This window comes from Acinetobacter harbinensis (assembly GCF_000816495.1).
Lineage (GTDB): Bacteria > Pseudomonadota > Gammaproteobacteria > Pseudomonadales > Moraxellaceae > Acinetobacter > Acinetobacter harbinensis.
This window is the reverse complement of record NZ_JXBK01000001.1, coordinates 994,080-1,018,260: the sequence shown is the minus strand read 5'-3', so window position 1 is coordinate 1,018,260 and position 24,181 is coordinate 994,080. Positions and strand designations below refer to the sequence as shown.

24 protein-coding genes are annotated in these 24,181 nt (G+C 42.8%); 8 read left to right on the top strand and 16 right to left on the bottom strand.

Annotated elements, in window-relative coordinates; genetic code table 11:
• Positions 1-16: 16 nt before the first annotated feature.
• The 7 genes from nuoH to ndhC all read right to left on the bottom strand — a co-directional run bounded on the left by nuoH (position 17) and on the right by ndhC (position 8,690).
• A complete protein-coding gene (nuoH, locus tag SE27_RS04720) occupies positions 17-1,033 on the bottom strand; it encodes an NADH-quinone oxidoreductase subunit NuoH (protein WP_039621326.1) in 1,017 nt (338 codons plus the stop codon).
• Between the two features lie 3 nt (positions 1,034-1,036).
• On the bottom strand, positions 1,037-3,721 hold the full coding sequence (gene nuoG / locus SE27_RS04715; RefSeq protein ID WP_039621324.1) for an NADH-quinone oxidoreductase subunit NuoG: 2,685 nt from the start codon (positions 3,719-3,721) through the stop codon (positions 1,037-1,039).
• Positions 3,722-3,732: 11 nt separating this feature from the next.
• Entirely contained in the window at positions 3,733-5,064 is a 1,332-nt protein-coding gene (gene nuoF, locus SE27_RS04710) for an NADH-quinone oxidoreductase subunit NuoF (RefSeq protein ID WP_039621323.1), read from the bottom strand.
• The gene (gene nuoE, locus SE27_RS04705; RefSeq protein ID WP_039621321.1) at positions 5,061-5,570 is read right to left on the bottom strand and encodes an NADH-quinone oxidoreductase subunit NuoE; all 510 of its coding nucleotides are present in this window, start codon (positions 5,568-5,570) and stop codon (positions 5,061-5,063) included. Before nuoE ends, nuoF begins: the two co-directional genes overlap by 4 nt.
• Before the next feature lie 13 nt (positions 5,571-5,583).
• Positions 5,584-7,371, bottom strand: coding sequence for an NADH-quinone oxidoreductase subunit C/D (gene nuoC, locus SE27_RS04700; RefSeq protein WP_039621319.1), 1,788 nt, complete (start codon positions 7,369-7,371; stop codon positions 5,584-5,586).
• Positions 7,372-7,457: 86 nt separating this feature from the next.
• On the bottom strand, positions 7,458-8,135 hold the full coding sequence (locus SE27_RS04695; RefSeq protein ID WP_039621317.1) for a NuoB/complex I 20 kDa subunit family protein: 678 nt from the start codon (positions 8,133-8,135) through the stop codon (positions 7,458-7,460).
• A 6-nt stretch (positions 8,136-8,141) separates the two neighbouring features.
• The gene (ndhC, locus tag SE27_RS04690; RefSeq protein ID WP_039621315.1) at positions 8,142-8,690 is read right to left on the bottom strand and encodes an NADH-quinone oxidoreductase subunit A; all 549 of its coding nucleotides are present in this window, start codon (positions 8,688-8,690) and stop codon (positions 8,142-8,144) included.
• 623 nt (positions 8,691-9,313) lie between these two features.
• Between ndhC and SE27_RS04685 the strand changes: the two genes are divergently transcribed.
• Complete coding sequence (locus tag SE27_RS04685) at positions 9,314-9,670, top strand: hypothetical protein (protein ID WP_039621313.1); 357 nt, start codon at positions 9,314-9,316, stop codon at positions 9,668-9,670.
• A 60-nt stretch (positions 9,671-9,730) separates the two neighbouring features.
• Here SE27_RS04685 and bfmS read toward each other — a convergent pair whose 3' ends face one another.
• Together bfmS and bfmR are read right to left on the bottom strand one after the other, a co-directional pair.
• Entirely contained in the window at positions 9,731-11,389 is a 1,659-nt protein-coding gene (gene bfmS / locus SE27_RS04680) for a sensor histidine kinase BfmS (RefSeq protein ID WP_039621312.1), read from the bottom strand.
• A gap of 31 nt (positions 11,390-11,420) precedes the next feature.
• Entirely contained in the window at positions 11,421-12,137 is a 717-nt protein-coding gene (gene bfmR / locus SE27_RS04675; RefSeq protein WP_039621310.1) for a response regulator transcription factor BfmR, read from the bottom strand.
• A 598-nt stretch (positions 12,138-12,735) separates the two neighbouring features.
• Here bfmR and SE27_RS04670 point away from each other — a divergent pair.
• The 4 genes from SE27_RS04670 to SE27_RS04660 all read left to right on the top strand — a co-directional run bounded on the left by SE27_RS04670 (position 12,736) and on the right by SE27_RS04660 (position 18,042).
• Positions 12,736-15,582, top strand: a complete 2,847-nt coding sequence (locus SE27_RS04670; protein WP_039621308.1) for a ribonucleoside-diphosphate reductase subunit alpha — start codon at positions 12,736-12,738, stop codon at positions 15,580-15,582.
• Between the two features lie 125 nt (positions 15,583-15,707).
• Complete coding sequence (locus SE27_RS13615; RefSeq protein ID WP_081406875.1) at positions 15,708-15,827, top strand: preprotein translocase subunit YajC; 120 nt, start codon at positions 15,708-15,710, stop codon at positions 15,825-15,827.
• A 150-nt stretch (positions 15,828-15,977) separates the two neighbouring features.
• Positions 15,978-17,261 carry a ribonucleotide-diphosphate reductase subunit beta gene (locus SE27_RS04665; protein ID WP_039621306.1) on the top strand — a complete coding sequence of 428 codons (1,284 nt, stop codon included), beginning with the start codon at positions 15,978-15,980 and terminating at the stop codon, positions 17,259-17,261.
• A gap of 172 nt (positions 17,262-17,433) precedes the next feature.
• Positions 17,434-18,042 carry a DUF805 domain-containing protein gene (locus tag SE27_RS04660; protein WP_039621305.1) on the top strand — a complete coding sequence of 203 codons (609 nt, stop codon included), beginning with the start codon at positions 17,434-17,436 and terminating at the stop codon, positions 18,040-18,042.
• Between the two features lie 50 nt (positions 18,043-18,092).
• Here the strand turns inward: SE27_RS04660 and SE27_RS13610 are convergent, their stop codons facing one another.
• The 7 genes from SE27_RS13610 to SE27_RS04625 all read right to left on the bottom strand — a co-directional run bounded on the left by SE27_RS13610 (position 18,093) and on the right by SE27_RS04625 (position 22,302).
• Complete coding sequence (locus SE27_RS13610; RefSeq protein ID WP_039621303.1) at positions 18,093-18,506, bottom strand: TM2 domain-containing protein; 414 nt, start codon at positions 18,504-18,506, stop codon at positions 18,093-18,095.
• 115 nt (positions 18,507-18,621) lie between these two features.
• Positions 18,622-19,095 (bottom strand): peptidoglycan-binding protein LysM, encoded by a 474-nt coding sequence (gene lysM / locus SE27_RS04650; RefSeq protein WP_039621301.1) that lies wholly within the window; start codon positions 19,093-19,095, stop codon positions 18,622-18,624.
• A gap of 188 nt (positions 19,096-19,283) precedes the next feature.
• Entirely contained in the window at positions 19,284-19,520 is a 237-nt protein-coding gene (acpP, locus tag SE27_RS04645) for an acyl carrier protein (protein WP_039621299.1), read from the bottom strand.
• A gap of 86 nt (positions 19,521-19,606) precedes the next feature.
• Positions 19,607-20,341, bottom strand: a complete 735-nt coding sequence (gene fabG / locus SE27_RS04640) for a 3-oxoacyl-ACP reductase FabG (RefSeq protein WP_039621297.1) — start codon at positions 20,339-20,341, stop codon at positions 19,607-19,609.
• Positions 20,338-21,324: an ACP S-malonyltransferase gene (gene fabD / locus SE27_RS04635; RefSeq protein ID WP_039621295.1), complete on the bottom strand. Its 987-nt coding sequence runs from the start codon at positions 21,322-21,324 to the stop codon at positions 20,338-20,340. Before fabD ends, fabG begins: the two co-directional genes overlap by 4 nt.
• Before the next feature lie 157 nt (positions 21,325-21,481).
• Complete coding sequence (gene rpmF / locus SE27_RS04630; protein ID WP_039621293.1) at positions 21,482-21,667, bottom strand: 50S ribosomal protein L32; 186 nt, start codon at positions 21,665-21,667, stop codon at positions 21,482-21,484.
• Between the two features lie 77 nt (positions 21,668-21,744).
• Entirely contained in the window at positions 21,745-22,302 is a 558-nt protein-coding gene (locus SE27_RS04625) for a YceD family protein (protein ID WP_039621291.1), read from the bottom strand.
• A gap of 97 nt (positions 22,303-22,399) precedes the next feature.
• Between SE27_RS04625 and SE27_RS04620 the strand changes: the two genes are divergently transcribed.
• The 3 genes from SE27_RS04620 (at position 22,400) to SE27_RS04610 (ending at position 24,077) form a co-directional block, all read left to right on the top strand.
• Entirely contained in the window at positions 22,400-23,062 is a 663-nt protein-coding gene (locus tag SE27_RS04620; RefSeq protein WP_039621289.1) for an elongation factor P hydroxylase, read from the top strand.
• Positions 23,063-23,146: 84 nt separating this feature from the next.
• The gene (locus SE27_RS04615; RefSeq protein ID WP_039621287.1) at positions 23,147-23,764 is read left to right on the top strand and encodes an L-threonylcarbamoyladenylate synthase; all 618 of its coding nucleotides are present in this window, start codon (positions 23,147-23,149) and stop codon (positions 23,762-23,764) included.
• 31 nt (positions 23,765-23,795) lie between these two features.
• Entirely contained in the window at positions 23,796-24,077 is a 282-nt protein-coding gene (locus SE27_RS04610; protein ID WP_039621285.1) for a hypothetical protein, read from the top strand.
• Positions 24,078-24,181 lie beyond the last annotated feature (104 nt).

Sequence of the window (24,181 nt, the reverse complement as noted above, 5' to 3'; positions counted from 1 at the left end):
TGTACTCCCTGCTGTCCTAGGCCTGATTCATCAGAATCACAGCACCAGTCACTAACAAGTTGACCAACGCCAATGGCAAACAAACTTTCCAACCAAAATTCATTACTTGGTCATAACGTGGACGCATTAACGAGCCACGCGCCAAAACAAACATCATTACAAAGAATGCAGTTTTAATAATGAACCAGAACACTGGTGGAACAAATGGAATTTCTAGGTTGAATGGCGCTAACCATCCACCGAAGAATAAAGTCACAATCAATGCTGAAATAAGCACCACGTTGACATATTCGGCAACGAAGAACATTCCCCATTTCATGCCGCCATATTCCACGTGATAACCTTCCGCTAATTCTTGTTCAGCTTCAGGTTGGTCAAATGGATGACGATGTGTTACCGCAACACCGGCCACAACAAAGACCAAGAAGCCTAAAAATTGTGGTATCACGAACCAGACATCACGCTGTGCTTCAACAATTTCACGCATATTGAATGAGCCGGCAATTGCCACCACACCCATCAATGAAATCCCCAAAAACACTTCATAAGAAATGGTCTGTGCAGCAGAACGAAGTCCGCCCAGTAAGGCATATTTATTGTTCGATGACCAACCACCAAACAGTACGGCATAGACTGAAATACCCGCCATGGCCATAAAGAACAATAGGCCAATACTCATGTCAGCCACGCCCAGCGTTGGACTGACTGGAATCACCATAAATGACAATACCGCAGTGGCCATGGCCACAGCAGGTGCTAAACGAAAGGTCAGTTTATCGGCAAATTTTGGTGTCCAATCTTCTTTAAACATGATTTTAAGCATGTCGGCGACAATTTGGAACATCCCGCCCGGACCCACACGGTTTGGACCATAACGATCTTGCCAAAGTGCCAACAGACGACGTTCAATAAACGACATCAATGCAGCAACCAGTACCACCACCAACAAAATCACAATTGCTTGAATAACTGAATAAGCAATTGGCCAGTTCTCAGCCCAAAGCGGTGTTTGACGTATAACTTCTTGATTCATGAATTACACTCCTACCGCAACGGATACAGGCTCTGCTAGAGATACTGTAGGCGCCAGACCCACTGGATAACCAATATAACCTGTCGGTAAATATTCAATCACCTGAACCGGTAGACGAATCGTGCTCTCACCTGCTTTCACGGTCATTTCTTGACCATCTTGCAGATTTAAACGCGTTGCATCTTGCTCACCCACTGCAAACATGGCATTGGGAATACGAGATTCCATGGCTGGCGTTTTCACCGTGAATTCACCTGAGGCAAAAATATGATGCATCGGCACTAAACGGAAACTATCGGCATGAACTAAAATCGGCATCGGTGCAACAAAACTACGTGCTGGACGCTTGCTTAAACGATCAAATAAACGCACACCCGCATCACCACCTTTTAAGTGGCCACCGACGTTATCTTGCAATTTATTCCACGCTTGTGGCGAGTTCCAACCGGCTGACCATGCAAATGGAATCAATGCAGATGGTGTTTGATCACCGACATACCCTTCCATCGAGAAGGTTAAGGCAGAATCAATATCAATCGGTTGTTTTGGTTCATGTACAGATAATGGCGCACGCATTGCAGTACGGCCTGAATAACGGCGCGGTTCACGTGCAATTTTCAAACCATGTACACGGAAACCTGCATCCGGTGCAACATCTTGAATGGCTTGTAATGCCGGAACATTTTTAGCCACCGATTCAATCACGTCATCCAACACTGTCCAAGAAATGGCTTTACCTGCAATGCCTGTTTCAAGGGCATGCAACCAGCGCCATGACTCTTTAATGGCCAATTCTGGTTTGTAGTAACTTGGATCATAAACTTGGAAGAAACGCTGTGCACGACCTTCTTGAGACACCACCGTACCATCACCTTCAGCAAAGCTGGCCGCAGACAATACAATCGATGCTTGCTTAACGGTCGCTGTTTCTGAGTGATCCAGTACAATTAAATCTTGCACTTTGGCCAATGCCGCATCTACTTGTGCAGCCGGTAGACGACGATAAAGATCGTTTTCTACCACAATCACCACATCATAATCTTGTGCAAAGGCTTGCTCGAGACTTTGACCACCAAAAATTGCCGCACCCATCGAGTTCACTTCAGGAACTGTTAAGGTTAAACCGGCATGCGTACCCAAATTCTGCGCCACTTGTGCTGCAGCTTCCATGATGGCTGGATCTTGTAAGCTGGTACCGGAGATAATCAACGGTTTTTTCGCAGCTTTTAAGGTATCGGCAATGGTTTGAGCAAATGCAGTGGCATCGTCATCTAAACCATTTAAAGTGTCACCCACCAAAGCGGCTGCAACGGCAAAGCCTAAACGTGCGATATCATTTGGTGATGCCACCACTTCAGCAGTGGCCACATCAGACAAACGCGTTTGTGTTGCCGCCAAAATATAAATGGGTGATTTTGCATCTTGTGCAATACGTTGTACCGGTTCTGCCAACCATTCTTGCGTGCGACGTTCCGCAGCCATTTCTTTGGCTTTGTTTTTTGCCGCTTGGCGTACAGACAAGGCCATACGTGGCGCAGTTTGGGTTAAGTCTTCCCCCAAAATGAGCACGGCATCATAGCTTTCAATTTCACGCATCGTTGGGTTATAAACACCCTCGGTTTGCATGATTGAGGCTGCAAGTTCCACCAAGTTTTGTTCTTTTTGCGACATACCCGCGCAGTAATGTTCTTGACCGACCAATTCACGTAATGCGAAATTACTTTCTAAACTTGCACGTGGTGAACCAATACCCAAGACTTTTTTGCCTTCAAGTTTGGCAATAATAGTGTCTAAGGCTTGATCAACTGAAACATCACTGATGTTTTCATCCGAACGGAACTGGGGTTGACGCGGACGATCGGCACGGTTTACATAACCAGTTCCGAAACGACCTTTATCGCACAAGAAGTACTGATTCACGTCACCATTAAAGCGGTTTTCAACGCGTCGCAGCTCACCATAACGTTCACCCGGAGAAATATTACAACCTGACGAACAGCCGTGGCATACGCTTGGCGCATACTGCATGTCCCATTTACGGTTGTAACGCTCTGAATGGGTTTTATCGGTAAACACACCAGTTGGGCAAACTTCAGTTAAGTTACCTGAAAATTCAGATTCTAAAGTACCCGATTCTGGACGACCAAAATATACCCGTGAGGCATTGGCATACACACCAAAGTCTGTACCACCCGCATAATCGTTGTAGTAACGCACACAACGATAACAGGCGATACAACGGTTCATTTCATGAGAAATAAACGAGCCAAGCTCTTGGTTATAGTGCGTACGTTTTGTGAAGCGATAACGACGACGATCGTGCTGCGTCATGACGGTCATATCTTGTAAATGACAGTGTCCACCTTCTTCACACACTGGACAGTCGTGTGGGTGGTTGGTCATCAAAAATTCAACAATCGAGGCACGAAAATCTTTTGCTTCTTTGTCTTCAATTGAAATATAGGTATTGTCAGATGCAGGTGTCATACATGACATGACCAAGCGACCGCGCGTATCTTCAGGGTTCGCATATTGGGTCACGGCACATTGACGGCAAGAACCGACAGAACCTAAGGATGGATGCCAACAAAAGTACGGAATATCAAGACCCAAAGATAAACATGCTTGTAGCAAGTTTTCGGAGCCATTGACTTCGTACGATTTTCCATCGACATGAATTGTAGCCATAGTCGAATTCCTTAAGCTTGTTCTACGTGGCGGGCGGCAGCAAGCGGACTGTTGGTCACTTTTGCTTCAAACTCGCTACGGAAATATTTGAGGGCGCCCATCAATGGTTCCATCGCACCAGGTGCGTGAGCACAGAAAGTCTTACCAATCCATAATTTACGGGTAAGCTCTTGCAAGTGTTCAATGTCTTCCATTTTACCTTGACCGGTTTCGATTGCTTTAAGCGCTTTAACCGCCCAAGGCAAACCATCACGGCAAGGGGTACAGAAACCACATGATTCACGCGAAAAGAATTCTTCTAAGTTACGGGTTGCAGCCACCATACATTGGGTTTCATCCACCACCATCAACAAGCAGGTCCCTAAACGTGAACCTGCTTTCATGATGCTTTCAGCATCCATCGGCAAATCAATGTGTTCTGCTGCCAAGAAATCCGTTGAAGCGCCGCCCGGTAACCATGCTTTGAGGGTTAAACCATCACGCATACCACCGGCATAATCTTCAATCACTTCACGAGCCGTGGTACCAAAGGGCAATTCCCACAAACCCGGGAATTTCACTTTGCCCGATGCACCATAAATTTTGGTGCCTGGGTCTTTGGATTTACCCGCAGATAAACCGACATACCACTCTGCACCACGCAAAATAATGGCCGGTAAGTTATTGAAGGTTTCAACGTTATTAACAATCGTTGGACGACCCCAAGCACCGGCCACTTGTGGAAACGGTGGTTTGGTTCGTGGATTAGCACGGCGGCCTTCAAGCGAGTTAATCAATGCCGTTTCTTCACCGCAAATATAACGACCCGCACCGGTATGCACGTGTAAATCGAAGCTCCAACCGGTATCAAGGATGTTGTCACCTAAATAACCTTTGGCACGAATTTGCACCAATGCTTCATTTAGATATTGCGCCGCTTCAATATATTCACCGCGGATAAAGATATATCCGTGTGTGGCTTCTAAGGTATACGCTGCAATCAACATGCCTTCGATCAATTGATGTGGAAGTTTTTCCATCAACAAACGGTCTTTAAAGGTACCCGGTTCCATTTCATCGGCATTACAGATCAGGTAGCGTGGGCCACCGTCATTCGGTGCCATCAACGACCATTTAATACCCGCGGGGAAACCTGCACCACCACGGCCTTTTACCGTAGCCGCTTTAATCGCATCAAGCACTTCAGCCGGTTTAAGCTCAATGGCCTTTTTAAAGCCCGCATAACCGTCTAAAGCTTCATAATCATCGGCGTTGCGCACATGTTCTTGTTTGCTTAAGCGCCAAGTCAATGGATACTTTTCTGGATTACCGTCGCCATAAATTGGTCTTGGTTCAGTATTCATACATACTTCTCCAACAACTGTTTCACCGAAGTCACTTCAACCAAACCGTGAGTGTCTTCATCAATCATTAAGGTTGGCCCTTTATCGCAATTCCCGAGGCAGCAAATAGGCAGCAAGGTAAAACGATCATCAGCCGTGGTTTGACCAAACTGAATGCCCAATTCACGCTGAAAAGCTTCTGCTAAGGTCTCTGCACCCATCAAGAAACAGGCAATTGAGTCACACAGTAGAATTACGTGACGACCTACCGGTTGACGATAGATACGGTTATAAAAAGTTGCTACACCTTCTAAATCTGCCACACTCATGCTCAGCAATTGTGCAATGGCATTCATTTGTGCATTGTCTACCCAACCATTACGGCGCTGTACACCCTTTAATGCATCGAGGGATGCAGCGCGTGGGTACGGATAGTGGCCAATGTGATGCTGAATATCATGAATTTCTTCAGGGGTTAAAATCCCTTCAACATTCACACGGGGCTTTTTATCAGTCAAAATCATCATAATGCGTTTCCCCTTAGCGATCCACGTCAGCCATCACGACATCAATTGTCGCTAAATAAATGATCAAGTCAGAGACTAAACTGCCGTTAATCACAGAAGGCATTTGCTGCAAATGGGTAAAGGTAGGTGTACGAATACGGGTACGATAACTCATGGTTGACTTATCTGAAGTCAAATAATAATTCGACGCACCCTTCACCACTTCAGCCATGACCGACGCTTCACCGGCCGGCATCACCGGACCCCATGACACGCTTAAGAAATGCGTAATCAAAGTTTCAATGTCTTGCAAGGTTTTGTCTTTTGGCGGTGGAACAGCCAATGGATGATCGGCTTTATAGGCACCCGATGGCATATTGTCCAAGCATTGCTTAACGATCTTTAACGATTCATTAATTTCATGGAAATGCACCATCACGCGCGCGTAAGCATCACCTTCATATTCCAGTGGCACTTCAAAGTCGTAATTTTCATAGCCACTGTATGGACGATATTTACGTACATCAAAGTCAATACCCGTCGCACGTAAACCAGTACCGGTTACGCCCCACGCCAATGCTGATTTTGCATCGTACTGTGCAACCTTTTGAGTACGACCCATAAACACAGAGTTACGCAGTGCAGCGGTATAGTATTCATTCATTCGTTTTGGCATCCAATCGAGGATGTCACGAATCAATGACTGCCAATTGTTGGGTAAATCATGCGCGGTTCCACCAATACGGAACCATGCGGGATGCATACGGAAACCGGTAATGGCTTCAATGGCATCATAGATTTTTTGACGATCGGCAAACATATAAAATACTGGCGTCATACCGCCGGCATCTTGAATGGCTGTACCAATAAACAATAAATGGTTATTAATACGAAATAGCTCAGACATCATCACGCGGATACATTGCGCACGATCCGGCACAGTAATACCGGCCAATTGCTCCACACCCATTACATAGGGCATGTTTTGCGCGCAACCACCTAAGTAGTCGACCCGATCGGTATAGGGAATGAAAGAATGCCAAGTTTGACGTTCAGCCATTTTTTCCACACCGCGGTGGTGATAACCAATATCCGGTACGCAGTCTTTAACTTCTTCACCATCAAGCTGCAAGATGACACGGAATGCACCATGCGCTGAAGGATGGTTCGGCCCCAAGTTCAAGAACATGAAATCTTCGTCGGCATTACCGCGCGATAGACCCCAATCTTCGGGTACAAAGCGTAAATGCTCTTGCTCGAAATCTTGCTTGGCTTGGTTCTGCATATACGGGGTATATTCGGTCGCACGTGCAGAGTATTCTTTACGCAGTGGATGACCTTCCCAATAGGTCGGCAACAAAATACGACGGAGCATAGGATGCCCTTCGAAATTGATCCCGAACATATCGTAAGCTTCACGTTCGTACCAGTTGGCATTGGGCCAAATGTTGGTTGCGGTTGGCATATTGAGATCGCTCTCATTCAACGCAACTTTAATACGAATATCACTGTTACGCTCAAGCGACAACAAGTGATAAAACACAGTGAATTCTGAGGGCGGCAAATCTTCACGATGCGTACGTAAACGCTCATCGACTGCAGATAAGTCAAACAGCATCACGTAAGGACGCGACACTTTACGCAAGAACATTAAAACGTCTTGTATACGCGCGCGCTCAACCCAGACCGTTGGAAAATCTTCAAAAGTCGCTTGCACATAGAAGTTCTCACCAAATTTGGTTTTCAGCTCTTCTACAATTGCAAATGCTGGGCGTGAATCAACAGGCGTTGATTCTGGCATAGCAATTTCAGTTTCAGCCATTGTCTTGGCTTCCTATTTAATACAAATTCAAGGCAACTTTAACGACAATTACACCCAGACGGGTGCATCACTATTCATCGCTAAAATTATTTAATTTCATCCATAGAGCGTAAGTTTTTCACAGCAATACGTTCAGCATTTTTACGGTCACGCTCTGGCTGCATCTTTGGCTTATATATCGGCTGAAGATCATCACCCAAAACGGCTGAAAGTGGACGGCGCTCTAATTGAATTTGGTCTTGTAACAACATTAGGGCTTGTAACAATGCTTCAGGACGCGGTGGACAACCTGGGACGTACACATCGACAGGAATAATTTTATCCACACCTTGTACAACGGAATAAATGTCGTACATACCGCCAGAGTTTGCACAAGCACCCATTGAAATCACCCATTTAGGCTCTAACATTTGCTCATATAAACGCTGAATTACAGGGGCCATTTTAACAAAACAGGTGCCTGCAACAATCATTAAATCAGCTTGACGTGGTGAGGCACGAATAACTTCTGCACCAAAACGCGACATATCATGTACACCGGTTAAAGTAGTGGCATACTCAACGTAGCAGCACGAGGTCCCAAAGTTAAAAGGCCAGACAGAGTTTTTACGCCCCCAGTTGACAGCTGTATGCGCCATGTCCTCTAGACGAGTCATGAATACATTCTTATTCACTTCTTCTTCTAGCGGATCACTGACGATCTGGCGCTCTTGAAGTGGATATTCGTCAGCATCCGGATTCGCACGGGTTAATGTATATTTCATCCCGTATTACTCCTTAATAGATGATGTAGCCGGTGTTTTTGCTTTCACACGACCAGAAGATTGAGCCGGAATTTGTCCCGTAGGATCAAGCACCAACTCTTCGATAGAATTAAAGCGGGTAATGTCTGCAAGGTTCATGTTCGGAGAACCAATTTTCATTGCGGGTGCCCCTGATTTACGACGATCAACTGGCGCCCAGTTTAAAGCCCCAACAGAGATGGCATAAACCAAAGCAATTAATAAGTCGACCACAAAAATCACCACGGTGGTAAAACCAAACCAACCGACTTCACGAACCGATGTTGCCCATGCGTAAAGATAGAGGGCTTCTAAGTCAAACACCACGAAGAAAATAGCAACCAAGTAAAACTTAGCAGACAAGCGAATACGTGCTCCACCAGCACCTACCACACCTGATTCAAATTGCTCTTGTTTGGCACGGCCCCATGATTTACCCCCAAGGAGTAACGGAACTGTGAGCATAAAGACGCAAAGAAATGTAACGCCGATCACGAAGGCAATAATTGCCCAGTCGTATGGAGTAATGGCACTCATGCGGGGATAACTCCTGGCAGGCCTAATTTATTAACAAAGAATGTATGTATTGGCCTTCAAATACACCAAACACAAAATTAATCCCGCCAATTGTACCTGATTTATGATTTCACTTGCTAGTTTATAAGACTTAGTCTTTAGGCGCATTTTTAATCATTTTGCAATTTTTTAAAGGCTTAGCCAGTTTTATTGATTTAATAATCGCTTTATTAAATCAAGAAAAGCAAACCGATTATTTTTTTCAAATTTATAGATTCTTTTTTTATATTTTTCCAAACCGCCTTTATCTGAAGGGCTTTGTTTTAATACTGACCTAAACACCTTAGCATAACGAAGCTCAATAATTTTTAAATAGGCTGTTTTAATGTACTCTTTTGAGCGCTAGCGGATAGAAATTTACCGCTTCAATTAAATCAACTAAAACCCCCGCTATAGCCCGAAGAAATCACCTTACTATATTCACAGCATTGGCTCACAAACACTTGATATCAGGATATAAAAAATTAGCTCTAATGCATATTTTATGTGTTTTTTTATAACTCAAAGGTATCTACTCATGAATCGCTCTATTATTTATGCTATTTGTATTTATAACGACGAAAGATAGAATAAGGAACACTTGCATGAGCTTACAATACACCCATAAACCTGACTATTTTTTCTTTGCACAATTACTGGTGCGCCATTTAGAAAGCTATGTTAAAAAACACCCAGATGCGCAAAATGCCATTTTTGATCTGCGTGATATTTATGAGCTGTTCCGCCAAGATTTCGCCTCTACCACCACCAATTTGGATGCCATCTTAAATATTGCCGATCAATATAAAGTGGAAACCATTAATGGCGATCAAATTGTGATTAGCCGTTACGCCATTGATGCCACCAATAATTCTTTATTGCTGGATTTTAATCCCGATGCATTGGTTAGCTTAAGACAAGGCAAACCAATTATCGAACCTGATGCTACGCTACATGAATAAAAAATACAGAAAGTAAAGCATTAAAAAAGCACCGAATTCGGTGCTTTTTTAATGCTTTACTTAAACATCTATATCATCTTTGGTTAAAATGCCTTTCTTTTTAGATTGATTAAAGCGCTCGGCAGGCCATGACATGGTAAAACGCGCTCCGCCCAAGGTTGGACTTTCATCCACATGAATCGTGCCGCCAAACCAGTACGCGATGCGATTGACAATTGACAAGCCCAAACCGTATCCGCCAGATTCACGCGTACGACTATCATCTAAGCGAGAAAACGCTTCAAAGATGCGCTGGCGATCCTCTTCTGCAATGCCCTGCCCATCATCCTCAACTTGCACATAGGCCAAGCCTTGCTCATCAATCCCACCACTGACAATCACAGTCTGATTGCAATAACGTACCGCATTACCGACTAAATTTTGTACCACACGGTGTAAATAGCGACGCTCAGCATCCACCATCAATTCAGCAGGCGGTGCTTTAAGTTGAATGTCTTTTTGAGTTTTGAGTGCTGCAGTCTCAACCACGACTTGATCCAACACATCAGATAAAATAATTTTTTCAAAATCTAAAGATGGTGCGCCCTGCTCTAATTTGGCATAGGTCATAATTTCATCAATTAAAGTATTTAAGGCTTCAATGTCTTTATCAATCATCTCGACTTGTTGTATGCGGTAATCGTAATCATCTTCATCGGCCAGCATTTCCATGGCAAAACGAATACGTGCCACCGGCGTACGTAACTCATGCGACACCGCGCGCATCAACTCACGCTGTGCTTCAATTAAGCGCTGAATATGATCGGACATACTGTTGTAATTACTGGCCAAACTGGCCATTTCATCGGTACCATCAATCGGTAAACGTAATGTCATGTCACCAGATTTCATGCGATGCAGCGCATAATTCACTTCACGCAAACGACGTTGCATCGGCACCAACAGACCATACACACCTAGGCTTAACACAAACAAACTCAGTAAAGTAATACCGGCGGCAAGCTGAAAAGGCATCCAATTAAAGAGCGGCACAGGACCTAACACCAACACCTCAGAAGGCGAACTTGGCATCGGTGATACAATCGAGATGGTGGTGCCGCGCACTGAAGCATTGTCACGGTATAAAATAATGCTGTGATCGAGCCTTAAGCGCCCAATTTGTTCAGAGTCTAGAGGTAGATCTTGAACTTTTTGAATTTGAATCGGATAAGAGAAATTAGATTGAATTTTAGCTAAATATTCTTTTTCTTGGCCGGGATAATAAACCAAATAATCCAAAATAAAGATCGGTAAGGCCTTCATTTGGCGCTCGCCAATTTTATCGACTTTTATATACAGCAGATGTTTAGCATCATCTTTTAAACCAATAATAATATAGGCGGTAGAATGTTCAGCATCATAACGCACTGCAGCCTTACGCGCTTCAATGCGTTTTTTTTCTGCACGCGACAATTCAACTTTACTGGCATCGACATAGTAAATCGGCAGTTCCAGTAAATCAGCAGCATCAGAGATCCAATCTTTTTTTTGTTGCTCGTTTGGCTGCCGTGCAATGCCTTCACTAATAATATAAGACACGCCATCGGTTAATGACTCACGATATTCTTGCGCGCGCTGATAGTTAATAATTTGTACCAACAGATAGCCGAATACTGCCACCAAGGCGACCAAAATGACCAAGCCCGCATAAATGCGCAAAAATATACTGTGTTTAAACAAAGGTGTGTCCTATAAAAATTAGGTACAAATATTATAAACCGCTGGTTTCTTTAACGAATAAATAACCTTTACTACGCACAGTTTTAATGCGTTTTGGGTTTTCAGGATCATCACCAATTTTTGGACGAATACGTGAAATACGCACATCAATTGAACGGTCTTGGCCATCATATTCAATACCACGTAGACGCTCAAAAATATCTTCACGAGACAAGATGCGTCCGGCATTGGATGCCAATAACCACAATAAATCATATTCTGCACTGGTAAAATCAACCAACTCGCCATTTAAGGTCACTGAGCGGCCGCCGTTGTCGATAACCAAGTCATCAAATTCAATACGTTGTGCCACTTCATCTTCAGGCACTTTGTCAGTACGACGCAATAATGCACGAATACGCGCCAGTAAAACACGTGGCTGTACCGGCTTAGCGACATAGTCATCTGCGCCCATTTCTAGACCCAAGACTTGGTCCATATCTTCAGTACGTGCCGTTAGCATCAGAATCGGTTGATGATAATGTGGACGAACTTCACGGCAAATGGTTAAACCATCAGCACCTGGCAACATCACATCCAGTACCACGATGTCTGGTTGCTCTGCAATAATACGACGAATCGCACGGTTACCATCCGGCTCTACCCCAACCTCTAGTCCATTACGGATCAGGTATTCTTGAGTCAAACGCGCAAGACGCTCGTCATCTTCAACAATTAAGACTTTTGGTAACTTTTCTTCTTGACTCATAAAATGCCCCTTGTCTATGGATTAAGGTATCCTCAAATCCAACAGATACGTTTTTAATATATTCAGCAATATACACACGTTTACATTGTAAACAAGATGGCATTCACCAAACTGCTACATCAAAGTAGTTTTTTGTTATATTTTTATGAAGCATTGAATTAATTGAGTTTTTATAAAAAATAAAAATATATTGTGCCAATATTGACACATAATGTTACAAATTGAGGTTTTTATGAGCATTTTAGGGCTTTTATCGGATTGTACAGAATATGACTGATTAGTTTCACTGTTTATAGTTATCCACAATGTTATCTCTAAGTGCTTTGCCCAAGCTTTGTTATGCTACGCCCTTGTCTAATAAGGCTTATACCAAAAAGATAAAAATAGGAATTTTTTTGCAAATGAATTCTGGGGAAAAATAGAAAAATTTTTACTAAAATGTCAATATTGATCTACCCTCAATTTTCCCGTATCTTGTGTTCAATTCGATTTTAAACCACTAGTTCTTGTGTTTAGCCCTTAAACGCTGTAGCGAAATATCGCCCGCGTTCAAGTGAGCTACACACATAACCATAGATGATAATGGAGCTATGCCTCAATGAGCGTAACCACCTCAACTCCCGGTCAACTTCAGGTGATTAAACGCACCGGTGATGTTGCCGCTTTTGATGCAGAAAAAATTTCTGTAGCAATCGGTAAAGCTTTTTTGGCTGTAGAAGGTCAACAAAGCGCTGATTCAAGCCGTATTCACGATCGTATTGAACAGTTGACTGAAATGGTCATGAATACCTTTAATCGTCGTTTACCGTCAGGCGGCACGATTCACATTGAAGAAATTCAAGACCAAGTTGAATTGGCATTGATGCGTACCGGTGAGCAAAAAGTTGCTCGCTCGTATGTGATCTACCGCGAACAACGCTCTGAAGCACGTAAAAAACTGGGCGCGCATCATCACCCGACTTTGCAAGTGACTGCGGCAGATGGTCAATTAAAACCTTTAGATTTGGCTGCATTAAAAGCACACATCGAAAAAGCAGCTGAAGGTTTAGAGGGCATTGATGTTCAAGAGATCATCAATGAAACCGTTAAAAACTTATACAACGGAGTTAAAGAGTCAGACATCGCCACCACCATGATGATGGCGACGCGTACTCGTATTGAACAAGAACCGAACTACACGTATGTGACTGCGCGTTTACTGCGTGATAATTTAGTCGACACCGGTTTAGCATTCTTGGATTTACCAAGTGATACTTTAGAAGGTGATGCTTTAGAAACCTTCTTAAAAAAAGGGATTGCGCTGGAGCTATTATCACCTGAGCTATTAAATTTTGACTTGGTTAAATTGGCCGCCGCGATTCAACCTGAACGCTCAAACCAATTTACCTATTTAGGTCTACAGACTTTATTTGATCGTTACTTTATCCATTCAGATGGCGTGCGTTTTGAACTTCCACAATTGTTCTTTATGCGCGTATGTATGGGTTTGTCCATCAATGAAGAAAACCGTGAAGATCGTGCCATTGAGTTCTATAACTTACTCTCTAGCTTTGATTATATGGCTTCTACGCCTACCCTGTTTAACTCAGGTACGTTGCGTCCACAATTATCAAGCTGCTACTTAACCACCATTGGCGATGACCTCTACAATATTTATGGCGCGATGCGTGATAATGCCATGTTGTCAAAATGGGCCGGCGGTTTAGGTAATGACTGGACACCCGTTCGTGCGTTGAACTCGTACATCAAAGGCACCAATGGTAAATCACAAGGTGTGGTTCCATTTTTAAAAGTTGCTAACGATACTGCAGTTGCCGTCAACCAAGGTGGTAAACGTAAAGGTGCAGTCTGCGCCTATCTTGAAACATGGCATTTGGATATTGAAGAATTCCTAGAGCTACGTAAAAACACTGGTGATGACCGTCGTCGTACCCATGACATGAATACTGCCAACTGGGTTCCGGATTTATTCATGCAACGCGTATTTGAAGATGGTGAATGGACCTTGTTCACGCCTTCAGAAACACCAGATTTGCATGATTTAACGGGTCTAGAATTTGCACAGCGTTATGCCTATTACGAAGGCATCGCCAAAGAAACAAATATGTTGCACAAAAAAATCCGTGCAAAAGATTTGTGGCGCAAAATGTTATCGATGTTATTTGAAACAGGTCATCCTTGGATTACCTTTAAAGACGTGTGTAACTTACGTTCACCACAACAACACGTAGGCGTGGTGCATTCATCAAACTTGTGTACCGAAATTACCTTAAACACCAGTGAAGATGAAATTGCGGTGTGTAATTTAGGTTCAATCAACTTGGTTGAACACGTTAAAGGTGGTATTTTAGACCGTGAAAAACTAGCACGCACCGTTAAAACTGCGGTTCGTATGCTCGACAACGTGATTGATATTAACTATTACGCTGTTCCGCAAGCACGCACCTCAAACATGAAGCACCGTCCAGTCGGTATGGGCATCATGGGCTTCCAAGATGCGCTATATGAAATGAACTTGGCCTACGGTTCTGATGCTGCGGTTGAATTTGCCGATGAATCTATGGAAGTGATCAGCTATTACGCGATTTCAACTTCTAGTGATTTGGCGGTGGAACGTGGTACTTACGAAACCTTTAAAGGTTCACTGTGGGATCAAGGGATTTTACCGATTGATTCTTTAGACTTGGTTGCAAAAACCCGTCCTGAACGTATGTTTGAAGTTGATCGTACACAGCGTTTAGATTGGGATACCTTACGTCATAAAGTTCAAAAAGACGGTATGCGTAACTCGAATGTGATGGCCATTGCGCCAACCGCAACCATTTCAAACATTTGTGGTGTTTCACAGTCGATTGAACCAACATTCCAAAATCTGTATGTGAAATCAAACCTTTCAGGTGAGTTCACCGTCATTAACCCGTACTTAGTACGTGCGTTAAAAGAGCGTAACCTGTGGGATTCAGTCATGGTCAATGATCTGAAACACTTTGAAGGTTCGGTACAAAAGATTTCGCGTATCCCAGAAGAACTCAAAGCTATTTTTGCAACTGCATTTGAAGTGGAAACCCGTTGGATTGTGGATGCTGCATCACGTCGTCAAAAATGGATCGATCAAGCACAATCATTGAACCTATATATTTCAGGTGCCAATGGTAAAAAACTGGATATGACCTATAAAATGGCGTGGTTACGTGGTCTTAAAACCACTTATTACCTACGTGCTTTGGGTGCAACATCTGCTGAAAAATCAACCATTAATACCGGTGCTTTAAACGCAGTAAAATCAAATACTGGCGCACCCGTGGTAACCAGCGCATCGGTTGCTGTAGTTGAAGCGGCAAAAAAACCCGAAGCAGCGATTGTGGCTGAAGATGATTTTGCGCAAGCAGCGCCTGTGCCATTGGCATGTTCACTTGATAATCCTGATTGCGAAGCTTGCCAATAAGCTTTGCATGACCTCCCCTAACCCCTCCTAAAAGGAGGGGGATTGCACCAATTTTAATACGTGTAATCCCCCTCATTAACAAAGAAGGATTTAGGAAAATTAAAATATAAATAAAGGAAAAGACCATGCACCATATGACCCATAACTATATGTTAGGACTGGCTGTTTTGGTCTCTGCCTTTATTTTTTTCTATGTACCAATGGTCTATGCCTTTATAGCCATTTGTAAACAACAGCGTAAGTAAAATAATCAATGAAGATTGCTGCTATTTTCAAAGCGAACGATAGCATCTATCGGCAAAACTTGATTTGGCTTATACAGAATAAGCGTATAGTAGACATCTTCGTTTGTGAGATGTCAGATAACCGATGCAAGCAACGAAGAGAGAAGTGATATGTCTATCCTTAGTTGGGACGATTTCGAAGATGATTCGCAAAAACCGGCTGTACCTGAACACAAGTCTGCGCGCATCGAACCGCAAAAAGCGACTGATTCGCAGATGGTATCTGATGCACACCACACACCGTCGGATGTGGCTGCTGCACAACCCGCTACAGCCCCTTCAAAGCGGACCGTATATTCAACCGATTCAATGGCAAGAGCATCTGCTGCCTTAGAAACGCTTGATGTTGCACCCGGCTTAGAAGAGCTTGAAATGGGCGCACAACGTGTGCAAGTTGATGACAAAGCCATGATTAACTGTCGTGCCGATTTAAATCAACTTGTACCGTTCAAATACGAATGGGCTTGGCAAAAGTATCTAGACGGTTGTGCAAACCACTGGATGCCGCAAGAAGTGAACATGAACCATGACATCGCGCTTTGGAAGTCTGAAAATGGCTTAACCGAAGATGAGCGTACCATTGTTATGCGTTCGTTGGGTTTCTTCTCTACCGCAGATTCATTGGTGGCAAACAACTTGGTTTTGGCAATTTATCGCCACATTACCAACCCTGAATGCCGTCAATACATTTTGCGTCAAGCTTTTGAAGAAGCGATTCATACCCACGCGTACCAATACTGCATCGAATCTTTGGGTATGGATGAAGGCGAAGTCTTCAACATGTACCGCGAAGTACCCTCGGTTGCACGTAAAGCCGCTTGGGGCTTAAAGTATACCCAGTCTTTATGTGATCCAAACTTCAAAACCGGCACACCAGAAAACGATCAAATTTTACTGCGTAATTTGATTGCCTTCTATTGTGTACTAGAAGGTATTTTCTTCTATTGTGGTTTTAGCCAAATCTTGTCGATGGGTCGTCGCAATAAGATGAACGGTGTTGCTGAGCAATTCCAATACATCTTGCGTGATGAATCTATGCACTTGAATTTTGGTATCGACATGATTAACCAAATCAAGAATGAAAATCCTGCCTTATGGACAGCTGAATTCCAAGAAGAAATCATTCAAATGATTCTAGAAGGAACCATGCTGGAAATTGAATATGCACGTGACACTATGCCACGTGGTGTATTGGGTATGAATGCCGCCATGATGGAAGAATATTTACAGTTCATTGCTAACCGCCGTTTGGCGCAATTGGGCTTACCTGAGCAATTCGCGGGTGTAAATAATCCATTCCAATGGATGTCTGAGATGATGGACTTGCGTAAAGAGAAAAATTTCTTTGAAACGCGTGTAACAGACTATCAAACCGGTGGCGCATTAAGCTGGTAATAAGAAAATAGATAAAATCCCGCCTAGCATGGCGGGATTTTTTATTAATAAATTATAATACAGTCACTTAAGAAGATAATTAGATTAAATTTACAGCAATCCTGTTATTATCATTCGCATATAAAAAATAGTAAATCTACCGCTTTATAGTCATAAAAATCACGAGGCAACAATGAAAGGAAGTATTTTGGATTTTTCAATCCAGAGCAATACCGGTATTATTAGTGGGGACGACCAAAACCGTTACAACTTTACAGGCGCAGAATGGCGTGGACAACGTCCTCCTGCACGCGGTGATCGAGTAGATTTTGATATCGACCCAGCAGGTAATGCCCTTCAAATTTTTAACGCCCTAGGTCATAGCAACTCTGTACAAAATATTTCCAATCAACTAGATAAAATTTCTGACCAAAATAAGGCTGAAGAACAATTCAATATGATTGATTGGTTCGTCAAATGCTTAAAAAATTATGCCAACTTTACTGGACGTGCGCGTCGTAAAGAGTATTGGTTCTTCGCTTTAGTTCAATTCATTCTCTTAGTGATTGCGCAAATTATTGATGCAATCCTCAGCACTGACTTTATCTTTTATATGATTGCCGCATTAGCACTCTTTATTCCAAGTCTTGCAGCAGCAGTTCGACGTTTACATGATATAGGCCGTTCGGGTTGGTGGTTCCTAATTGCCCTTATTCCACTGATTGGTACTATTTTATTAATTGTATGGCTCGCAACAGAGACCAAACAAGAAACCAATCAATGGGGGCAGCCTGCTAAATAAAGGCAAACCCAAAAAAGGACGACTATATCGTCCTTTTTTTTGTTTCAAATTTAGCCATATTTTCGGGCAAAATCTTCATCAGAAGTACATAGATAAATAATAAATTCGATAAAAGCGACTAAAGCTGGAATAAATGTCCAAAAGAAAATTAAATATAAAATGCCCAAGCCAATTTGGCCTAAATAAAATTTGTGTATACCAAAACCACCCAAAAAGAATGCAAGAATTGCCGCAACAATTCTATTTTTATCTCCCACTTGAGTAGGAAATACAGAAGTTGAGCTAAGCACATAGATCTCGTTGGCTTGACCTGTAGCATCAATCGTAAAATCTACTTTCTGACCTCGAACGGGTGCATTCTGTCCACGCCAAGCACTTCCCGAAAATTGATAACGGTTTTGATCATCCCCACTAATTACTCCGCTATTGCTTTGAATCGAGTAATCTAATATTTGTCCTTTCATTTTTAGCCTAATTATTATTTATCAAATACTTATACAGTTTATAGGCTAACGTATCTTTTATATATCTCTTTTAAACAAAAAAGGCGCATAAAGCGCCTTTTTATCAGTGAGTAATTTAAGCTGGAATACGCAACATCTGACCAGGATAAATATCATCGACATTTTTTAACAATGGACGATTGGCTTCAAAAATTTTGTTGTAATGATTAGCATCACCATAAAATTCTTTAGAAATTTTAGATAGATTATCACCTGATTTAACCGTATAAAATTTACTTTCAGCCTCAGGTGTGGCCACAGTCATCTGATCATCCACTTGCGCGACATGATCAACATTCCCCACGGCCAAAATAATTTTTTCACGATCTGCTTGAGTCTGCACCTGCCCTTTAACTGTGGCCAAATCACTGGTTGAGTTATAACTGACCGATAAGCCCGATACAGACAGACCCAATGCTTTGATATGGCCCAATAGTTTGTTTGCAATTTCTTGTGCAGAAGGCTCAGCAGGTGTGGTTGGAGCAGCTTGTGGTTCAGCTGGTGCTGTATTTTTTTTACCAATACCTTTTACAAAATCAAAAAGACCCATTGTATTTCTCCGTAATTGTTATTCACGCTATCTAAAGCAAAAGTACCCTATTTTTATACCTAAAATTTTGCCTACATAAGGTTGTCTTTAGTAAAACAAAGGTAACGATGTGTAATTATACTTTTCAATAGGCAATAAAAAAGCCACCGTAAAGGTGACCTTTTTATTCAGCTAGGCTGAAACAACAATTAACCTAGTTTTTTAGAAACATAGTCAATTGCAGATTGTACGGTTGTGATTTCATTAGAATCTTCATCAGGGATGGTGATGTCGAAATCATTTTCGAAAGACATAACAAGCTCAACCAAGTCTAAAGAGTCAGCACCCAAATCATCCATGAAAGATGCTTCGTTTTTGATTTCTTCAGCTTTAAGACCCAGTTGTTCTGCAACTGCTTTTTTGATACGTAGTTCGATATCGCTCACAGGAATTCTCCTCATTGCTTGTGGCTTTTTTAATGCCGTTAGTTTAATTGAATATGTTGTTTTTGCAAAGTTTATCCATCAGCCAATTAGCTCATGTATAAACCACCATTCACGTGTAAAACAGTTCCAGTGATATAATTTGCTTTCTCGCTGGCCAAAAAGCTCACTGCATTTGCGATGTCTTGTGGATCACCTAAACGGTTTAAGGCCACTTGATCGCTCATTTTCTTGCGAATTTCTTCACTAAGTTGCTCGGTCATCTCAGTCGAGATAAAACCGGGTGCAACAGCATTGACTGTAATTTGACGACTGCCCATTTCTTTTGCCAAACTACGTCCAAACGCTTCTATACCGGCCTTTGCCGCAGAATAATTGGCTTGTCCAGGATTGGCAAAATGCGCAACCACAGAACTAATATTAATAATGCGGCCAAAACGTGCGCGGGTCATGCCTTTTAAAACGCGTTTAGATAAACGGTAAACGGCTTTTAAATGAATGTTGAGAATGTCATCCCAATCATCTTCAGACATGCGCAATAATAAATTATCTTTGGTAATACCGGCATTATTTACCAATATTAAAACCGGTCCATATTTTTGTTCAATCTCTGTAACCAAGGCATCAATTGCGCCGGCATCACGTACATCTAGAACCAGACCTGCACCATTTTCAGCAAACTCTACAGAAATCTTTTCTGCACCCGCTGAAGATGTTGCTGTACCCACCACAAAGTAACCGTCTAAAATCAGTTGTTTTGCGATGGCTGCGCCAATGCCTCTACTTGCACCGGTAACCAGTGCAACTTTACGTTCCTGTGTCATGCAATTTTTCCTTCAGCCACTAAAATGGCATTTAGTGCATCTTCCAAGCGACTTGAACTGTCAAGTGGAAAAGCTTTTTCAATATTGGGCAAACGCTTGGCCATATTGGCCAACACATTGCCCGGACCACACTCAACCACATATTGCACACCTTGGTCTTGCAGATATTGCATGGTCTTGGTCCATTGCACCGACTGGTACAATTGGGCCGTCAATGCCTGACGTAGTTGTGCTACATCGGTGGCAATGGCTGCATTGACATTTTGTATTACCGCAAGATGAGGTAGCTCAATATTTGTTTGTTCTAATGCTTGGGCAAACTTCTCAGCCGCAGGTTTCATCAATGAACAATGCGATGGTACAGACACCGGTAAGGCAATGGCTTTACCCGATTGTTCTTTTGCTGCCAACATCACTGCTTCTACGGCAGCTTTATCGCCTGCAACCACCACTTGACCTTGTGCATTGTAATTGGCGGCGTCTACTGAACCTTGACCTTGTGCATTGACTTCTGCACACAGCGCAAGCACTTTAGCATCATCTAAGCCCAAAATTGCCGCCATGGCGCCCTGTCCTTCAGGCACAGCTTCTTGCATCAATTTACCGCGTAAATGTACAAGCTTAACGGCATCGCCTAAGCTCATGGCTTCAGCTGCAACCAAGGCGCTGTACTCACCCAGTGAGTGACCTGCAAGATATTTTGGTGCCACACCACCCAATTCTAACCACACGCGCCATAAGGCGATACTTGCGGTGAGCAATACAGGCTGTGTAAATTCTGTTTGATTTAAACCTTCGCCGCTTTGCGCAATCTGCCACAAATCAAAGCCAATGGCCTCGGAAGCTTCGGCAAAAGTAGCGTTGATGCCTGCAAACTGCTGAGCAAGATCAGCCAACATACCGACTTTTTGTGAGCCCTGACCTGGAAAAACAAATGCAGTTTTTGTCGCTTGAGCAATCTGCTCGAGTCGTTTAGACGACATATAAAAATCCTTTCAAGAAGCTAAGCTCGTTTTATGCTGCGAAATTTAACACTTAATTTTTGTTTTGGTAATTGCCAAATACAACAAAAACAGCCACAAAAAAAGGGAGCTTTCGCTCCCAATTTTTTACTAAGCTTAACGCTTAATACATCATCATTTATTCAGCAGCAACTGCTTTAGCGAATAATTGATGACCACGGTAGATACCATCTTTAGTCACGTGGTGACGACGGTGAATTTCACCAGATGTTTGGTCTACAGTTAATGCATTCTCGGTTAAAGCGTCATGTGAACGGCGCATGTCACGGCGAGAGCGACTTTTACGGTTTTGCTGAACGGCCATGATGGCTCCTTACAAAGATCGAAAAAATGGATCAGAACAAATTCAGTTGTCTTATACTTTACAGTATAACACAAGAATTAGTTAAGTTTGCCTTTCAAATTTGCCAAAACATCAAACGGATTATCCCGTTTTTCTTCGACAATCTCTTCTTCGGCAGGTTGATGCTTATGCTCACAAACGTCATGTCTAGGAGACAAAGGCATCAACAATAACAACTCATCTTCTATCAGCGCGAGTAAATCAGCCGACGCAGGCGCATCAATGCTACCTTTTGTCGTTGCTTCACTTTCACCTAAAACGATGAAATCAGCATCCTCATCCAAGCGCTCTATCAGTGCTTCATCACCCACAAGCGCTAAATGAAAATCTAAAACGAGCGGTATTTCAACGGTATTCAGACAACGCTGACATTCCATTGGTGCTTTCGTTTCAACATGTCCATCTAACCATACGATACGATGATACGCATCCATTGATAGCTTACAGTTTATATTAATCAATTGATGATCAATTGATCCAATAGTTTCACGGGAAATACGAACAAAGCGAGACAATGGCAGGGTACCTGACCATGTAAAGCCTTGTTCAGCCCATTTAAACGGCTCAATCTGTGCCGGAAAGGTATTTGCTGACATAATTAAGGCGGCAATTCTACAAATTCATGGGTACTCTGTCAAAGATTAAGATACAATTTTGTACTTATTTAGACAGATCATTTGGGTAATACAAGTCATGCATCAGTTGCAGCCGCAACCTGAAGTCACCACTTCATTACAGTTAACCACTCATTTAACTTCAAATCCTGCAAGTAATTTAGACCAAGTGCAACGTACGCTATGGACTAATTTGCAAACAGAAGCGCAACAAGTAGACTGGCTTATACTACACTTTAATTATTGGTTTTCCCACCTAAATGTGACGCTTATCCGCGGAGATTTTGAGCCAGAATACTTTCCTGCCAACAAAAATGAACCCGCGCGAATTCAATTTGCGCATGGCTTCTTTAACAGCGCCTTACATGAAATTAGCCACTGGAGCATTGCAGGCGAGCATAGACGCTTATTGCCTGACTTAGGTTATTGGTATGCACCTGATGGTCGAACTGCCGAACAGCAAGCTCTATTTGAGCAAGTGGAAATTAAACCGCAAGCGATTGAATGGTTATTTTCGCAAGCTTTTGGGCGAAAATTCCGTGTCTCACTCGATAATTTAACCGGTGATGGCGGTAATGGCGCGACGTTTAAAGACCATGTTTATGCCCAAGTGCAACGCTATTTGAATAGAGAGGCCAAACTTCCGCGTGACGCTGCACACTTTATTGCCTGTATTTGTGCCTGTACCCGAAGTGGCAAAAGATTACAAAGTGCTGAGTTTACGCGTCAAATGTTAGATTAAATTACACAAACGCACTAAAGCTTGATTGCAAGACCTTGTAAATTCAACAGATAATGACTAAAAATAAGTCGGGAGAGAATAAATATGCTGCATTTAAGAGTACATCCTGATAATCCTCAACCGCGTTTAATCAGCCAAGCGGTAGAGCGTATCCGTGCCGGCGATGTGGTGGTCTACCCCACCGATGCCGCTTATGCCATTGGCTGTCAAATTGGCAATAAAGCCGCCATGGAGCGCATTGCCCAAATTCGTGGTTTAGGCCCAAAACATCAATATGCCATTATTTGTTGTGACTTATCCGATATTGCCACCTATGCCAAAGTGGACAATGCCATGTATCGTCTATTGAAGAACAACACGCCCGCTGTTACCACCTTTATTTTACCGGCCACCAGTGAAGTTCCCAAACGCTTAATGCATGCGAAAAAGAAAACGATTGGCTTACGTATTCCCAGCAATCCAATCTGTCAGATGTTACTTCAAGAATTGGGTGAACCGCTGCTGACCAGTACGCTAATTCTGCCCAATCACGAAGATCCCTTAGATGATCCGTATGAGATTGAAATGGCCTTAGCCAATCGTATTGATGTGTTTATTGATGGCGGTTTAGGGATTTTAAACACCACCAGTATTATTGATCTATCTGGTGATCATCCCGAAGTGATTCGCCGCGGTGTTGGCGATGTTAGCGCATTTGAATAAGTGCTCGATGCTTCATTGTTAAGATAAAGCAATGGACTTATTCAGTGTGCTGCTGAACATTGGCCAGTTTCCAGAACAGGATACGCTGTATGTTGAACAGCCATGGACACTAGAGTCCCAGACGCAAGTCATTGAGCTGGATCCTGCCGCGCCCTTCATACGGATGAATGAGCGCGTGTTCACTTACTTTTTAGAAGTTTCGATCATTGATGAGCTGTCAATTCAGTTTGATCAGCAAAATTTATGCTTACGTGAGCGTTGTCAACGCGTGCTTGAATTTGCGCTCAATCAAGCGATAGCAAAGCCTATTTGACTTAGCTTAAACCCATGACTGACTTCACTTTCTCGCTTAGATAATTGTTTTTGGCCGCTCACGCTTTGGAGGATTGCATTTAAATTGCTTTAGATCACGCAATG

Excerpts from the sequence above, each read along its gene's own strand:
- nuoH (WP_039621326.1), bottom strand. The coding sequence starts at position 1,033 with ATGAATCAAGAAGTTATACGTCAAACACCGCTTTGGGCTGAGAACTGG.
- nuoG (WP_039621324.1), bottom strand. The coding sequence starts at position 3,721 with ATGGCTACAATTCATGTCGATGGAAAATCGTACGAAGTCAATGGCTCC.
- nuoF (WP_039621323.1), bottom strand. The coding sequence starts at position 5,064 with ATGAATACTGAACCAAGACCAATTTATGGCGACGGTAATCCAGAAAAG.
- nuoE (WP_039621321.1), bottom strand. The coding sequence starts at position 5,570 with ATGATGATTTTGACTGATAAAAAGCCCCGTGTGAATGTTGAAGGGATT.
- nuoC (WP_039621319.1), bottom strand. The coding sequence starts at position 7,371 with ATGGCTGAAACTGAAATTGCTATGCCAGAATCAACGCCTGTTGATTCA.
- SE27_RS04695 (WP_039621317.1), bottom strand. The coding sequence starts at position 8,135 with ATGAAATATACATTAACCCGTGCGAATCCGGATGCTGACGAATATCCA.
- ndhC (WP_039621315.1), bottom strand. The coding sequence starts at position 8,690 with ATGAGTGCCATTACTCCATACGACTGGGCAATTATTGCCTTCGTGATC.
- SE27_RS04685 (WP_039621313.1), top strand. The coding sequence starts at position 9,314 with ATGAGCTTACAATACACCCATAAACCTGACTATTTTTTCTTTGCACAA.
- bfmR (WP_039621310.1), bottom strand. The coding sequence starts at position 12,137 with ATGAGTCAAGAAGAAAAGTTACCAAAAGTCTTAATTGTTGAAGATGAC.
- SE27_RS04670 (WP_039621308.1), top strand. The coding sequence starts at position 12,736 with ATGAGCGTAACCACCTCAACTCCCGGTCAACTTCAGGTGATTAAACGC.
- SE27_RS13615 (WP_081406875.1), top strand. The coding sequence starts at position 15,708 with ATGCACCATATGACCCATAACTATATGTTAGGACTGGCTGTTTTGGTC.
- SE27_RS04665 (WP_039621306.1), top strand. The coding sequence starts at position 15,978 with ATGTCTATCCTTAGTTGGGACGATTTCGAAGATGATTCGCAAAAACCG.
- SE27_RS04660 (WP_039621305.1), top strand. The coding sequence starts at position 17,434 with ATGAAAGGAAGTATTTTGGATTTTTCAATCCAGAGCAATACCGGTATT.
- SE27_RS13610 (WP_039621303.1), bottom strand. The coding sequence starts at position 18,506 with ATGAAAGGACAAATATTAGATTACTCGATTCAAAGCAATAGCGGAGTA.
- lysM (WP_039621301.1), bottom strand. The coding sequence starts at position 19,095 with ATGGGTCTTTTTGATTTTGTAAAAGGTATTGGTAAAAAAAATACAGCA.
- fabG (WP_039621297.1), bottom strand. The coding sequence starts at position 20,341 with ATGACACAGGAACGTAAAGTTGCACTGGTTACCGGTGCAAGTAGAGGC.
- fabD (WP_039621295.1), bottom strand. The coding sequence starts at position 21,324 with ATGTCGTCTAAACGACTCGAGCAGATTGCTCAAGCGACAAAAACTGCA.
- rpmF (WP_039621293.1), bottom strand. The coding sequence starts at position 21,667 with ATGGCCGTTCAGCAAAACCGTAAAAGTCGCTCTCGCCGTGACATGCGC.
- SE27_RS04625 (WP_039621291.1), bottom strand. The coding sequence starts at position 22,302 with ATGTCAGCAAATACCTTTCCGGCACAGATTGAGCCGTTTAAATGGGCT.
- SE27_RS04620 (WP_039621289.1), top strand. The coding sequence starts at position 22,400 with ATGCATCAGTTGCAGCCGCAACCTGAAGTCACCACTTCATTACAGTTA.
- SE27_RS04615 (WP_039621287.1), top strand. The coding sequence starts at position 23,147 with ATGCTGCATTTAAGAGTACATCCTGATAATCCTCAACCGCGTTTAATC.
- SE27_RS04610 (WP_039621285.1), top strand. The coding sequence starts at position 23,796 with ATGGACTTATTCAGTGTGCTGCTGAACATTGGCCAGTTTCCAGAACAG.